This is a genomic window from Budvicia diplopodorum (assembly GCF_009800925.1).
Classification (GTDB): domain Bacteria; phylum Pseudomonadota; class Gammaproteobacteria; order Enterobacterales; family Enterobacteriaceae; genus Budvicia; species Budvicia diplopodorum.
The window spans coordinates 256,409-271,042 of record NZ_WOYF01000003.1 but is presented as its reverse complement, the minus strand read 5'-3'; the positions used below and the strand labels follow the sequence as shown (position 1 = coordinate 271,042).

The following is a 14,634-nucleotide window of genomic DNA, read 5'->3' as shown; positions in this document are numbered from 1 at the left end:
GCTTTTAATCACTTGCTGAGCGTTCAGAACGCTACATCAATGACTATTTTTTATCGCTAAAGAACGCGCGCTTAATTGCCAGCTCAACGCCGCGAACCTCTGCCAAACCTTTCAGACGGCCGATAGCAGAATAACCCGGATTGGTTTTCTTCTTCAGATCGTCCAGCATCTGGTGACCGTGGTCAGGACGCATAGGAATAGCGCGGAAGTTTCCGGCTTTCTGGCGGCGATCTTCTTCGGTCAGAATCGCTTTCACCACGGAATACATATCTACATCGCCCTGTAAGTGCGCGCCTTCATGGAAAGTTTTTGGATTCTCTTCCCGGCAGGTTGAACGTAGATGAGTAAAGTGGATACGATCGCCAAAGGTTTCGATCATCTTAACTAAATCGTTATCGCCGCGCACGCCGTAAGAGCCGGTGCACATAGTGAAACCGTTACTGATGCTGTCAACGGTATCTTTCAGCCACTGCATATCTTCAATGGTAGAAACGATACGCGGCAGGCCCAGAATTGGACGCGGTGGATCGTCAGGGTGAACCGCCAGCTTCAGGCCAGCAGCTTCAGCAACCGGTACGATTTGCTTAAGGAAATAGCCCATATGCTCGCGCAGTTTAGCCTTATCAATACCGTCGTAGGTTGCCAAGTGAGCGCGGAACTGATCTAAGGTATAACCCTCTTCAGCACCCGGTAAACCGGCAATAATATTGCCCGTAAGCTTATCGATATCGGCCTGAGACATGGCGTCAAAGTAGGCTTTAGCCTGCTTCACTTCTTCAGGAGAATAATCCGCTTGCGCACCGGCGCGTTTAAGAATATGTAATTCAAAAGCGGCGAAGGCAATTTGATCAAAACGTAACGCTTTAGAGCCGTCTGGTAATTCATACTCAAGATCGGTACGAGTCCAATCCAAAACTGGCATAAAGTTATAGCACACGGTATCAATACCGCAGGCAGCCAGGTTGCGAATAGACTGCTGATAGTTTGCGATATGCTGCTTGTAGTTTCCAGACTGGGTTTTGATTTCTTCATGAACGGGAATACTTTCAACAACCGACCATGTCAGCCCCTTGGCTTCCAGCACGGCTTTGCGCTTTTGAATTTCTTCAACCGTCCAGACTTCACCGTTAGGAATATGGTGTAATGCGGTAACTACGCCAGTAGCACCAGCCTGACGGATATCATCAAGAGATACTGGATCGTTAGGGCCATACCAACGCCACGTTTGTTCCATGATTTATTCACCTTTTCTATTAGAATTACATCTCAAACGGCTACTCACAAGGCTATCAGGCGTTAACCCGGCAAACCGTTGTTCGATCAACTCTGATATTCAGGCAAAGCCGTCATTACGACTTAGTAACCGGAACAGAATCAAAAAGATAACCGTCAAACCCAAGATCATCGCTGTTAGATAATTCCAACAGCGTCAATTTCACATTTTCTAAATGCTGCCACATAGCACGTTTAGCGCCCTCCGGGTCCCGATGTTGTAACGACAACAGGATCTTCCGGTGGTCTTCGAGCCACTTATGCCGATAGCTTTGATCGACAATATGAGTATGTAGCTTTTGCCACATCGGGCTATTTTGCCGACGGACCCACAGATCGTGAACCATGCTCTCTAGAACCGAATTTTGCGTTGCTCGTGCTATCAACATGTGAAAAAGTTCGTCGTCGTCGTAATCGGTCCGGCCACTTTCCAACGCTACCCGCTCAAGTTCCAGCGCGTCCATCATGTCGGCAATATCGGATTTAATCAGCTGAGTTGCGGCAAAAGCGGCAATGTTACTCTCAAGTAACTGTCGGGCCTGAAGTAATTCAAAAGGACCGATATCGTCATCCGTGGCTTTAAAAGCGGCCTTATCGTCGTTAATGGTATTAATAACGTAAACACCCGAGCCTTTACGCACATCAATCAGGTTTTCTAGCTCCAGCATGATCAACGCTTCGCGTACGACCGCCCGACTGACTCCAAACTGTTCAGCAATATCTCTCTCTGGCGGCAGACGAGAGCCAACAGGATAACGCCCGGAACTCAGTAACTCTTTGAGTTTTATACCGAGTTCTTGATAAAGGCGCTTAGCACTAAACATAATCTAAATCCTTCTAGGGTTGCAAATACGGCTATCTCTTCTACTGTGTAAAATACCATACCAACCACATGATGAATATAACATAGCCTATCGCGTCAATATTGGTCAACCAATTATTTAAAAATATAAATAAACAGTATTTTCAGTGAATTAAATAAATAAATGCTAAAAAACCCCAATAGAATCGACATAAAAATGCGCTTTAATCCTTATTATTTAATTTATGTGAATTAGATCCCTTAATTGGTCTGACAACTATGATAAGTTCCCGCATCTAAAGTGAGAGTGCTGAGATCAATTATTGTGGTGGAATATTTATCATCATGAATAATAAGTAAAATACATTTTTGTTTTGGTATGACCGCATCAAAAAATCTAAGGGGGATATCCCAAATGTTAGGAAAAAGCTCATTACCGCAGGCAGTTCTGTCACCGCAATACGATCGCAAGAAACTGCAAACCCGCATTGTCCACTTAGGATTTGGTGCATTCCACCGCGCACATCAGGCATTATTGACCGATCGCGTTTTAAATAAAACTCAAGGCGATTGGGGAATTTGCGAAGTTAATCTGATTGGCGGAGAAGCGCTAATTGAATCGCTACGTCAACAGGACCACCTCTACTCCGTGCTGGAAAAAGGGGCTGAAAGCAACAAATGTCTGGTTATCGGCTCAGTGAAAGAGTCATTACATCCGGCAAAAGACGGCATTGACGCCGTTCTGGAAAAAATGGCCGAGCCGCAGGTGGCGATTGTGTCATTAACCATTACCGAAAAAGGCTATTGCGTTCTGCCCGGCGGTGCTGGTCTAGACCTGAACAATTCAGCCATTAAAGCCGATCTAGCTAATCCGACTGCGCCATCAACGGCCGCCGGAACCATCGTTGAAGCATTATACCGCCGCAGAGCTCGGGGCTTAGCGCCGTTCACCGTTCTTTCCTGCGATAATATTCCAGAAAACGGTCATATCGTAAAACAGGCGGTTCTGGACCTAGCAAACGCTCGCGATAAAGATTTAGCCATATGGATCGAGCAAAACGTCAGTTTCCCAAGCACTATGGTTGATCGAATTGTACCGGCAGCAACGGAAGAAACGCTGGCCGAAATCAACAACGCACTGGGCTTTAGCGATCCGGTAGGCATTGCCTGTGAACCATTTATCCAATGGGTTGTTGAAGATAACTTTGTTGCCGGCCGCCCTGAATGGGAACTTGCCGGAGCTGAACTAGTAAAAGACGTTCTCCCGTATGAAGAGATGAAGCTACGTATGCTTAACGGTAGCCACTCGTTTCTGGCTTACTTAGGTTATTTGGCGGGTTATCAGCACATCAATGACTGTATGGTTGACCCGTCTTACCGCGCGGCAGCCCATCATTTAATGTTGAAAGAACAGGCTCCAACCCTAAGCGTTGATAACGTAGATTTAGCCGCCTATGCCGATCGCCTGATCGAGCGCTACAGTAACCCGTCACTCAAGCACCGCACCTGGCAAATCGCCATGGATGGAACGCAAAAACTACCACAGCGGATGCTCGACTCTTCCCGCTGGCACTTAGCTAACAACGGCAATTTTGACTGTTTAGCACTGGGTGTTGCAGGCTGGATGCGCTATATCGGCGGCGTTGACGATAGCCAGCAGCCAATTGATATTCGCGATCCAATGGCGGGTACGCTGGCTGATATCGTTAACCATTCACAGGATGGCGTAGATCGGGTTAACGCCCTGCTAGGGTTAACGTCGGTATTTGGCGAGCAGCTACCGAACGACCCGCGCTTTGTTAAGAAGGTTACTGAGAGCTATCTCTTCTTAATGCAAAACGGTGCGCAAAAAAGCATTGAAAATTTGAAAGCCTAAGGAGTTTTCTGATGAAAGAATTTATGAATGATAGCTTTTTGCTAACGACTTCAGCCGCAGAACGCCTCTATTTTGACTATGCCGCTGTGCAGCCGATTTTTGACTATCACTGCCATTTACCGCCGCAGGACGTTGCTGAAAACCGCCAGTTTAAAAATCTGGCCGAAATTTGGCTGGCCGGTGACCATTACAAATGGCGGGTACTGCGTACCGCTGGCATTGATGAGCGTTTAATTACCGGCGATGCCAGTGCCTATGATAAATATTTAACCTGGGCCTCCGTGGTACCAAAAACGTTGGGAAACCCGATTTACCACTGGACGCATCTGGAATTGAAGCGTCCTTTCGGCATCGAAAATATCCAATTTGGTCCAAAAAATGCTGAAAAAATCTGGCATCAGGCTAACGAAATGCTGGCAACCCCTGAGTTCTCTGCCCGCGGCATTATGAAGCAGATGAACGTTAAGATGGTTGGCACTACCGACGATCCTATTGATTCGCTGGTCCACCATCAAACTATTGCTAAAGACAGCAGCTTCGATATTCAGGTTCGCCCAAGCTGGAGACCGGACCGCGCATTTAAGATCGATCTGCTGGGGTTCACCGACTATTTACCCCTACTGGAAAAAGCGGCCGACGTTTCAATCTCTGGCTTTAACGACTTTTTAAACGCCTTGGCCAAGCGCCTCGACCATTTTGCCCTGCACGGCTGCGTTGCCGCTGACCACGGTATCGAAGTGATTCGCTACGCGGCGGTTCCGGCTACCGCAGAGTTAGACCTGATCTTACAAAAGCGCCGGGCACAACAGCCGCTGTCTGAGCTGGAAGTTGCTCAATTCAGCACTGCCGTTCAGGTATGGTTAGGCCGTGAATATGCAAAACGCGGCTGGGTCATGCAATTACACTTAGGTGCGTTACGCAACAACAACCAGCGGATGTTTAAGCTGCTGGGAGCAGACGTTGGCTTTGACTCTATCGGCGATCGTCCGGTGGCTGAAGCCTTATCTCAGCTGTTGAACGCGCTGGATATTGATAATCAATTGCCAAAAACCATTCTCTACTGCCTGAACCCGCGTGATAACGAAGTGCTGGCAACCATGTGCGGTAACTTCCAGGGCGGTGGTATTGCCGGTAAGGTTCAGTTCGGTTCTGGCTGGTGGTTTAACGATCAGAAAGACGGTATGCAACGCCAGCTTATGCAACTGTCTCAAATGGGTTTGCTCAGTCAATTCGTTGGCATGCTAACAGACTCACGCAGCTTCCTCTCTTACACACGCCATGAATATTTCCGTCGCATCCTGTGCGATATGGTTGGTAAATGGATGGACGACGGCGAGTTACCGCATGACTTTGAGTTAGTCGGACAAATGGTAGCGGATATCTGCTACGGCAATGCATCACGTTATTTTTCAAACCAAAAATAGAAGTGCCGTCGCTGACGGCCAGTTAAATATAAAGCTAAACGTAGCTTGTCAAAAAATTGGCAAACTAAAATTGACATAAGAATTCTTGAGGTTTTTATTTATGAAGATAAAGAATCTTCGCTGGTGGATCATATCGCTAGTTTGCCTGGTTACCATCGTTAACTATTTGGCCAGAAGTTCACTCAGCGTTGCAGCTCCAACACTATTTACAGAACTGCATATCACTGAACAACAATACTCCTGGATTATCAGCGCATTCCAACTAGCCTATACCATCGCACAGCCTATCTGCGGCTATATTCTTGACGTGGTTGGCCTGAAAGTTGGTTTCTTCATTTTTGCCGTGGCATGGTCACTGGTTAACATGGCTCATGCCTTTGTCGGTAGCTGGCAGGGTCTGGCTTTCTTACGCGGATTAATGGGTTTAACCGAAGCTTCGGTTATCCCGGCCGGTATGAAAACGTCTGCTGAGTGGTTCCCTGCTTCCGAGCGCGGCATCGCCGGTGGCCTGTTTAACGTAGGTACTTCTATTGGTGCCATGTTGGCTCCGCCGTTAGTCGTATGGGCTATCCTGACTTTTAACTGGGAAGCTGCCTTCGTTATTACCGGTGGTATCGGTTTAGTGGTCGCGGTGATTTGGTATTTGATCTATAACTCACCGGAAAAGCACCCTTCCATTACTGAAGAAGAAAAGAACTACATCTTTGACGGACAGGAAAAGCACCTTCAGTCTACCGTGAACGAAAAGCCGGCAATGGGTGTGATCCTTGCTCAGCGCAACTTCTGGGGTATTGCTGTCACCCGTTTTCTTGCCGATCCGGCTTGGGGTACTATCAGCTTCTGGATGCCGTTATACCTGACTCAGGTCATGCATATGCCGATCAAAGAGATCGCCATGTTTGCATGGTTACCGTTCCTCGCCGCTGACTTTGGCTGCGTGGCGGGTGGCTTCCTGACCGCATTCTTGATTAAGCGTTGTAATATCACCACCGTTAACTCACGTCGCATCGGCTTTACTATCGCGGCGGTGTTAATGACCGCTATCGGGTTCGTCAGCATCGTTGAAAATGCTTACATTGCGATTGCACTGATAAGCTTGGGTGGTTTTGCGCACCAAATGCTGTCAACGCTGGTTATCACGCTGGCTTCCGATCTGTTTAAGAAAAATGAAGTGGCTACCGTAACTGGCTTAGCAGGTTCAGCCGCATGGGCAGGCCAACTATCCTTTAACCTGTTAATGGGCGCCTTAGTTGTTACCATTGGCTATGGTCCGTTCTTCATTATTCTAGGATTCCTCGACCTGATCGGTGCCGTGGTTCTGTGGACCGTTATCAAAGACACACATCCGTCTGAGACTAACAAATCGCCTAAACTGGCAGCTCAAAGCTAACGCTGTAACGCGATAGAATTGATTGACCAAAGGGGCGAAAGCCCCTTTTTAGTATGATTATGGCGTTGTAAACACGCTAAATTAAAATTTACTCTCAACGCCCAAACACCACCACGAGGTTCTGCATGGCTGGCTTTTTCCAAAAGATGTCCGAACGTTCCCAGCTAAGGAAATTCAATAAGAAGTATCGAATTCCCGGGAAATATCGGAAATATATGGCGTTGGGTGCCGCTTTTATTTCGATTAACGACGCTACCGAAAACGTGCTGGCGCTAAGACTATCCCCTGAAAAAATCACCGGAATGCTGGAAAATACCTGGAAGATAACCGATCGGGAAAGCGCCATTACGGCAATTGAAAAGCTGATTGATAGCTGTTCAAGGCCCATCATTATCGACCCCGAAAACGGTCAGGTGAAAAAATTGCTGGCCCAGTGCGAAGCCTATTACATCAAGCAGGATATCATTGTTACCTGCACCAACGGCGCAGCGCTGAATCTGGAAACCGCAGCCTTTCTGGCCAGAAACTGTTTCCACGTTGGGTATTTATCCGATGAAGACACGTGGGAATACTTAATTAAAAAGATCCCGCCGATCGCAGTATCGCTTTTCGATAGCTGGTCGGACTATGGAGCATCGGTGCTGATCGGGCACGCCGTGGTTCACGGGCGCGAGCCTAAAAGCATTGTTTATTCCATTTCTCGCTTATTAAACAATTCACGCTTTAATTCCATATGGCGAAAATACCCGCTGTATAAGCTTTCGACCGCAGAGCAAAAGTAACCGTACAGGCCAACAAGATTGACTAACGTATCGCAAATACAAATTTCCGAATATTTTCTTAATTCTGAGTTTTGTAACGGCTGCATCTGAGTCACTAACGGATGCTCCGGGCTAACCACGAAACCCAGTTAAGTAACCCATTGAGTTCAATATCTTCCGAGCGGGAAACCGAATGTCAGAATTGCGCGTCAGTTGTAACCAACTTTTTCATTACCCGATGCCGATCGTGATAATTTATAGCTAACTATCATCAACCTCCGAAAATATGTTGCTAAAACGTTATCTAAATAGGCTGCAACACATTGTGATTATTGATATTTTTTTCTGAGTTATCAGCGAGAAATTGATACAATAACTGCCTAATATTTCCATTTATGTATAAGCGATATAAACTCAATCCAACTTTATGAATAAATTGAAAAACCTATCACAGCAACATATATCAATGCTGCTAGCCTTCTATATTGGTATTTTTCTCAATATATCCGTGTTCTATCGCCGTTTTACCCTACAGCTTAACGTCGAAAAACAGCTAGAAGCGCTGACGGAAGTTGTCACCATTTTACTCTTTACCTTCTTTGTCATGCGGCTGCTGTCTCTTGGCGGCAAGCTGTTTTTCCGCATATCAGCTAGCCTGTTCGTGATCATTTCCGTTGCTGCCAGCTACTATATGGTGTTTTTTAACGTTGTTATTGGCTACGGCATCATTATTTCGGTCATGACCACGGATATCGACTTAAGCCTTGAAGCAATAGGATTCAAATTCGGCCTATGGGTGGTTGCCGTCAGCGCCTTACCCCTGCTGCTTATCTGGCGTAGTTCGCTGAACGATACGCTGCTCGACCAGCTAAAAAAACCGGGTCAGCGGATTTCATCGCTGGCAGTCATGATTATCTCGGCTCTGCTGGTCTGGCTACCGCTGCGCATGCAAGATGCTGAGCAAAAAGTTTATGAGAAACGGACCAATACAGACCTGCCAAGCTACGGTGGAGTGGTCGCCCACTCCTATTTACCGTCAAACTGGCTGGCGGCAACGGGGCTATTTATTTATACGCAGGCCGATGAAAATCAGGACACGCGCAAGCTATTCGACCCAGCTAAACAGTTTACTTACGTTGCCCCCGCCGATATCGACCAAACCTATGTGGTGTTTATCATTGGTGAAACCACCCGCTGGGACCATATGGGCATGCTGGGCTACGAGCGTGACACTACGCCGAAAATGGCTAAAGAGAAAAACCTGTTGATGTTTAAAGGTACCTCTTGCGACACGGCGACCAAACTCTCGTTACGCTGCATGTTCGTGCGCGAAGGCGGAACCAAAGATAACCCACAGCGAACTCTAAAAGAGCAAAACGTCTTTTCGGTCATGTCTTCGCTAGGCTTTAGCTCTGAACTGTTTGCTATGCAGAGTGAAATTTGGTTTTACAACAACGTCAATGTGAATAACTACTCATTTCGCGAAACCATCGCCTCTGAGAAGCGTAACGACGGCAAGCCGGTTGACGACATGCTATTGGTTAACGAGCTAAGCGAGTCGATAAAAAATAACCCGAAAGGTAAGCATCTGGTTATCTTGCATACGAAAGGCTCTCACTACCTTTATTCTCAGCGCTATCCTGCAGGTTTTGGCACCTATAAGCCGGAATGCATGGGCATTGATGATTCATGCAGTAAAGCTCAACTGATTAACTCGTTCGACAACAGCGTGCTGTACACCGACAGCTTTATCGATAGCGTAATTAATCAGTTAAAAGATAAAAATGCGCTGGTTATCTACGCCGCCGACCACGGTGAGTCGATTGATGAAAACAGCCACTTCCACGCCACCCCACGTGAAATGGCACCGCCGGAGCAGTTCCGCATTCCGATCATGGTGTGGGCTTCAGACAAGTTTTTGGCCCAGCCGGAGCGGGAACAATCGTTTGAACGCCTGCGGGCTAAACAGAAAAACGGTCAAACGCTACGCCACGTTGAACTGTTTGACTCAATCTTAGGCTGCCTTGGCTATACGTCGCCGAACGGTGGGATTAATCAGGGGGATAACTGGTGCGCTGGGCCGGTGGCTGCGGTGGATAAACCTTTGCAGAGTCAGCACGCACGGTAGTGAATAAATAGCGAGGGAGCCGTTGGCTCCCTTCTATAATCAAACTTCATCAATATCAATTCTGCATTATCCTTTTTTGCGATCCGTTTCCAGAATCTACAATTCTCCCGCTAAATCGCCCATCATCCAATTGACCCGTTAACCGCCTATCCATACAGTGGCGTGGCGCGGATTTTTCCGTTGCAACAAGCAAAACCCCGCAGTGCGCAAACACTAACGGGGTTTCTAACCATAACGTTAACAGGAATAACATCATGGCTGTTGAAGAGCATACTCAAACTCGCCCTCAATTTACACGGGATTTTTTATCGAATAGTCGATCTGCCTCGAAGACTTTTGTTTTAACGTCAGTGCATTACTCTCTAATTATGAGAGGAAGATCCCATGTTTAGCTTAATAGAGACTACTCCGCTCAGTGCGGCCGAACTGACCGAGCAATGCTTTACTTTAGCCTATCTGCTGTCAGGCATTGAGCACCCGGCGCTGAAAGAATCAGTCACCTTTATGCTGCTGGAAAAACAGAGCGCGTTGATATCCCTACAGTCTGTCGAGATGATGCCAAACGATTGTTCTGCCTGAATCAGGCTTTTAGGCTGTCATCCCGAAAAGTCGGGGTGACAGCCTTTGGCTACGGGACCCGGCTCATTTTATGGATATCCTTCGCATATCCGCAGGAACAGCTTGTCCTCCTCTAATCACTATGGATAATAGAAAATCGTGACACTCATGCGGATTGGCTTTAAGCCATTGCGCTCAGGCCTATACTGACAGCGATAGCGGGCAAAAAAGTATGATGGATTATTACCCTCCTTACCGCCTGACCAACCGTATCGTTTCGCTGGTGGCCGAAATCAGCGAGTATTTGGGTAAGTGGTCAATGACGCCGGGCAGTCAGTCTCCTCAGCTGCGCCGTAGTAATCGAATTAAAACTATTCAGGCCTCTCTGGCAATTGAAAATAATACCCTAACGCTTGAGCAGATTACTGCCCTGCTGGAGGGTAAGCGGATATTAGGGCTACCTCAGGAAATTCAGGAGGTACATAATGCCTTTACTGCCTACCAGCAGTTGGAGAACTGGCAGGCAAATCAGCTATCCGATTTGCTTGCGGCCCATAAAGTACTCATGAATGGTTTAGTCGATCGTCCGGGCAAACTGAGATCGGGGAATGTGGGAATTTATCGGGAACAGCGCCTGTTGCACATGGCACCTCCCGCCAGCCGGGTTTCTGACTTAATCACATCACTTTTTGACTGGCTATCTCGACAGCAGGAACATCCGTTAATTGCCAGCTGCGTTTTTCACTATGAATTCGAGTTTATACATCCGTTTACCGATGGTAATGGCCGGATGGGCAGGCTATGGCAAACGCGGTTACTTAGCCAATGGAAGCCGATATTAGCCTATCTTCCGGTCGAGTCGGTGATTAAGGATCGTCAGGAAGATTACTACCATGCGCTGTCACAGTCTGATGCCCTTTCAGACTCAACCACGTTTATTGAATTTATGCTTTCATCACTCTCTATCGCCATCAAACAAGCCTTACTAGACCAACCTGATGAAGGTATAACCGCACAAGATAGCGCTCAGGCTAGCGCACAGGTTGAGCGGCTATTGGCCTGCCTGAAATTAAATGAACGGGTAAAAGGTAGCGAGCTCATTCGTCGTTTAGCCCTTAGCCATCGAGGAAGCTTTCGTCAATATTATCTATTGCCCGCGCTCAATGCCGGTTGGGTAGCGATGACGCATCCGGCCACCCCGTCAAGCCCGGCCCAGCGCTACTTTCTAACCCCATCGGGCTGGGCGATGCGAAGCTGGCTTTTAGCTGACGCTAACTATTAGGATCCGCTTAAAAGAGAAAACATCCCACGTTAAGACGGCTTTTCGTACAGCGTTATTTCGCAATTAATTAGTTTATCATTGCTAGCATCGCCGCCCTCATCGAAGAATTGGACAACCCTATGTTAAAAGCACTGTCAGCTATATTGCTTATTGCAGGTATCATCCCGTTCAGCAGCCATGCTCGCTCAATCCAATGGGAATCCTGCTTAAACAGCAAATTTCACTCGTGGTTTAACGACTCTCCCCACCCCAGCCTGCGCTGTGGGTATCTGGAGGTGCCATTACGGTATAAAAATGGCACCAGTATTGAACAACAACGCTCAGATAAAACCGTCAGGCTTGCATTGACCCTGCTACCAGCAAAAGGCGTACGCAAGGGCAGCTTAGTCGCCATCAGTGGTGGCCCGGGTATACCGGGTATAAACCCCTTGCTGAGCACTGACTGGCCTGTCAATAAACTGAGTGAATCTTGGGATATCGTCGGGTACGATCCGCGAGGTGTCGGTCAATCTACCCCTAAAATTAACTGCAAGGTGCCAGAAAGTGCCTCCGCCGCTGTCACTAGTCAGGAGCAGGAAGCCCGGAATATGCTTAAAGCCTGCATAGAGAATACGGGCGTTGAGGTACTAAAACATATTGGCACGGATGAAGCCGTCAGTGATGTAGATCGTATTCGCCAAGCGCTTGGTGACAGTAGGCTGACCGCAGTGGCTTATTCATACGGCACTCAGGTGGCAGCTCTCTACGCAGAACGCTTTCCCTCAACTATCCGGGCAATAGTGATGGATGGCGTTGTCGATCTGGAGGAGACAAAGGATGGCTTCACGTGGCGACTTAATCAGGCTCGGGGATACCAAAAGACCTTTGAGCGCTTTGCTGTCTGGTGTGCAGAAACCGGCAGTTGCCCTCTCTCATCCGATAAAATGCTGGCTACCCGACAATATCGCAATTTGTTGAATAAACTGCACTCTCAGCCGCTATACGGAGCCGAAGATCGGCAGATATCCTCCGATGACCTGATATCACTGACCACCTCTCTTCTGCTATGGCGCTCATCCTGGCCCTCTCTGGCCACTGCGGTTAGGCAACTCAGCATCGGCATTGTCAGTAAAGAGGTCATCGGGTTACTGGATTATTCCGCATCATTTGGCGATCCGGATGCATTGAACGCTATCAGCTATACCGATCAATCCGTACGCGAGCTCAGCCAGATTGATATTCGCCGTCAGCAACGGCTGATTAGAGAAGCGTTCGCTGCGACAAACTATCAGCCTCAGGAAGTGGATTCCCTAGATTTGTGCGACTTGTGGCCGTGGAAAAACAACGTTCATGCCAAACGCCCGGCTGATGTGCCTAATCTGCCTCAGTTACTGTTTGTTGCGCAGCGACACGACCCTACCACCCCTTGGCACAATGCCAGAGCCATGGCGACGCTATTCAGAAGTCCGCTGCTTACGCTGGAAGGTGACGGACATACGCTGGCATTGTCAGGAGCGAATCTGTGTGTGGATAAGGCGGCGGTGGATTACCTGACAAATCCTGATAAAAAGCGCGACGATAGCGTATGCCGGTGAAACATTTTGGAATAACCGTTTTTCTCAGCGTTCTGAAGCCCGGCTCTTACCGAGCTCCAGAACTGATTGCTTAACCTGTAACCGGCTACTTAGCTTCCGCTCTATCGTTAGCTACCCCGTCAACGTCAACCTCACGGTTACCGCCCAACAGGGTTTCCAGCGCTTCCAGCGTAATTCCCTTAGTTTCCGGTACTTTTGCTTTGATAAATAGAAAGCCCATCAGGCAAATCACACCGTACAGTAAGAAACTACCCGATGCGCCCAGCCCTGCATTCAACAGCGGGAAGGTGTACGTTAATAAGAAGCAGGCGATCCACAGCGAGAAGGTGCCAACCGCCATTGCCATACCGCGCACGCGGTTAGGGAAAATTTCAGACAGTAGCACCCACGTCACCGGTGCCAGCGTTAACGCATAAATGGCAATCGCCGCCAGTACTAACAGTAGAACCGGCAGGCCTAAAATGCCGAAGGCATAGGCACCGGCAATCAGCGCATAGATAACGGTTAACCCCAGCGAGCCAATCAGCATCAGCTTACGGCGGCCCAGACGGTCTACCAACGGTAAAGCCAGAACGGTAAAGATCAGGTTGATTAAACCGGTAGCCACAATCGACTTGAGCGTGTCGTTAATATCAAACCCTGCGGAGGCGAAAATCTCCTGCGCGTAGTTAAAAATAACGTTAATTCCGCACCACTGTTGGAAAACCGCCAGCACAATACCAATGACAATCACAGGGCGAACTTTTGGCGAGCAGAGTTCACTAAATGGGATTTTTTTCGCATCATCACCCAATGAGCGCTGTATATCATTCAGCGTCGACTGTGCATAGTGCGTACCCCCGATACGCTGTAATACCTTTCTGGCTTGATCTTCTTTTCCTGCCTTTGCCAGCCAACGCGGCGACTCCGGCACAAAAAACATCAGGATGAGAAAGGCCAGAGCCGGTATCAGCTCGGCACCAAACATCCAACGCCAGCCGGTTTGACCGTTCCATGTCTGAGCCAGCGCCTCCATTGAGACAGACGAGTCTACCGGTTCAGCAATCATCAGATTCACCAACTGCGCCGCCAACACGCCGATAACAATCGTCAGTTGATTGATAGATACAAACTTGCCGCGCCGTTGGGCCGGGCTAACTTCGGCGATATATACCGGGCTGAGCGCAGATGCCAGACCAATTCCTACGCCACCAACAATTCGATAGAACACAAACCAATCAAAACTGCTCGCAATGGCCGTGCCCCAAGCTGAAATGGAAAACAATACCGCCGCCAGAATAAGCGGAGACCTGCGCCCGAATTTGTCAGAACACCAACCGGAAATCACCGCGCCCAATACGCAGCCTAGCAGCGCAGAGCTCATCGCCCAGCCAGATTGGGCCGGATCGGTTATGGAGAAATAGGCTTCATAAAATGGCTTTGCACCACCGATGACTACCCAATCATAGCCAAAGAGTAAACCACCACAGGCGGCAACCAGACACATCATCCATACGTAGCCCATATTGAACCGATCCGTTGATTTTTCCATTCTTGTTCCTTAAATTGCTGAACATCAGGTGATAGC

11 protein-coding genes are annotated in these 14,634 nt (G+C 48.2%); 8 read left to right on the top strand and 3 right to left on the bottom strand.

Translation table 11 applies throughout. The features are described 5' to 3' along the window. Positions 1-43: 43 nt before the first annotated feature. A complete protein-coding gene (gene uxuA / locus GVI43_RS05150) occupies positions 44-1,234 on the bottom strand; it encodes a mannonate dehydratase (protein ID WP_159565784.1) in 1,191 nt (396 codons plus the stop codon). Positions 1,235-1,349: 115 nt separating this feature from the next. Beyond that, positions 1,350-2,096, bottom strand: a complete 747-nt coding sequence (locus GVI43_RS05145; RefSeq protein ID WP_159565783.1) for an FCD domain-containing protein — start codon at positions 2,094-2,096, stop codon at positions 1,350-1,352. Between the two features lie 393 nt (positions 2,097-2,489). Between GVI43_RS05145 and GVI43_RS05140 the strand changes: the two genes are divergently transcribed. From GVI43_RS05140 to GVI43_RS05105, 8 genes are all read left to right on the top strand, one after another. Further along, positions 2,490-3,950, top strand: a complete 1,461-nt coding sequence (locus GVI43_RS05140) for a mannitol dehydrogenase family protein (RefSeq protein ID WP_159565782.1) — start codon at positions 2,490-2,492, stop codon at positions 3,948-3,950. 11 nt (positions 3,951-3,961) lie between these two features. Further along, positions 3,962-5,374 carry a glucuronate isomerase gene (gene uxaC / locus GVI43_RS05135; protein WP_159565781.1) on the top strand — a complete coding sequence of 471 codons (1,413 nt, stop codon included), beginning with the start codon at positions 3,962-3,964 and terminating at the stop codon, positions 5,372-5,374. A 100-nt stretch (positions 5,375-5,474) separates the two neighbouring features. Then, on the top strand, positions 5,475-6,764 hold the full coding sequence (locus GVI43_RS05130; protein WP_159565780.1) for an MFS transporter: 1,290 nt from the start codon (positions 5,475-5,477) through the stop codon (positions 6,762-6,764). A 146-nt stretch (positions 6,765-6,910) separates the two neighbouring features. Then, a complete protein-coding gene (locus GVI43_RS05125) occupies positions 6,911-7,546 on the top strand; it encodes a DUF1266 domain-containing protein (RefSeq protein WP_159565779.1) in 636 nt (211 codons plus the stop codon). A 406-nt stretch (positions 7,547-7,952) separates the two neighbouring features. Beyond that, positions 7,953-9,653 carry a kdo(2)-lipid A phosphoethanolamine 7''-transferase gene (gene eptB, locus GVI43_RS05120; protein WP_159565778.1) on the top strand — a complete coding sequence of 567 codons (1,701 nt, stop codon included), beginning with the start codon at positions 7,953-7,955 and terminating at the stop codon, positions 9,651-9,653. Positions 9,654-10,037: 384 nt separating this feature from the next. After that, complete coding sequence (locus GVI43_RS05115; protein WP_159565777.1) at positions 10,038-10,232, top strand: hypothetical protein; 195 nt, start codon at positions 10,038-10,040, stop codon at positions 10,230-10,232. Between the two features lie 211 nt (positions 10,233-10,443). After that, the gene (locus tag GVI43_RS05110; RefSeq protein WP_159565776.1) at positions 10,444-11,493 is read left to right on the top strand and encodes a Fic family protein; all 1,050 of its coding nucleotides are present in this window, start codon (positions 10,444-10,446) and stop codon (positions 11,491-11,493) included. Between the two features lie 119 nt (positions 11,494-11,612). After that, the gene (locus tag GVI43_RS05105) at positions 11,613-13,067 is read left to right on the top strand and encodes an alpha/beta hydrolase (protein ID WP_159565775.1); all 1,455 of its coding nucleotides are present in this window, start codon (positions 11,613-11,615) and stop codon (positions 13,065-13,067) included. A gap of 85 nt (positions 13,068-13,152) precedes the next feature. On the opposite strand, the gene GVI43_RS05100 is transcribed toward GVI43_RS05105, so the two are convergent. Further along, on the bottom strand, positions 13,153-14,598 hold the full coding sequence (locus GVI43_RS05100; protein ID WP_159565774.1) for a sugar porter family MFS transporter: 1,446 nt from the start codon (positions 14,596-14,598) through the stop codon (positions 13,153-13,155). Between the last annotated feature and the right edge of the window lie 36 nt (positions 14,599-14,634).

Coding starts and splice junctions, on each gene's coding strand:
- uxuA (WP_159565784.1), bottom strand. CDS start 1,234: ATGGAACAAACGTGGCGTTGGTATGGCCCTAACGATCCAGTATCTCTT.
- GVI43_RS05145 (WP_159565783.1), bottom strand. CDS start 2,096: ATGTTTAGTGCTAAGCGCCTTTATCAAGAACTCGGTATAAAACTCAAA.
- GVI43_RS05105 (WP_159565775.1), top strand. CDS start 11,613: ATGTTAAAAGCACTGTCAGCTATATTGCTTATTGCAGGTATCATCCCG.
- GVI43_RS05110 (WP_159565776.1), top strand. CDS start 10,444: ATGATGGATTATTACCCTCCTTACCGCCTGACCAACCGTATCGTTTCG.
- GVI43_RS05115 (WP_159565777.1), top strand. CDS start 10,038: ATGTTTAGCTTAATAGAGACTACTCCGCTCAGTGCGGCCGAACTGACC.
- GVI43_RS05140 (WP_159565782.1), top strand. CDS start 2,490: ATGTTAGGAAAAAGCTCATTACCGCAGGCAGTTCTGTCACCGCAATAC.
- uxaC (WP_159565781.1), top strand. CDS start 3,962: ATGAAAGAATTTATGAATGATAGCTTTTTGCTAACGACTTCAGCCGCA.
- GVI43_RS05100 (WP_159565774.1), bottom strand. CDS start 14,598: ATGGAAAAATCAACGGATCGGTTCAATATGGGCTACGTATGGATGATG.
- GVI43_RS05125 (WP_159565779.1), top strand. CDS start 6,911: ATGTCCGAACGTTCCCAGCTAAGGAAATTCAATAAGAAGTATCGAATT.
- GVI43_RS05130 (WP_159565780.1), top strand. CDS start 5,475: ATGAAGATAAAGAATCTTCGCTGGTGGATCATATCGCTAGTTTGCCTG.
- eptB (WP_159565778.1), top strand. CDS start 7,953: ATGAATAAATTGAAAAACCTATCACAGCAACATATATCAATGCTGCTA.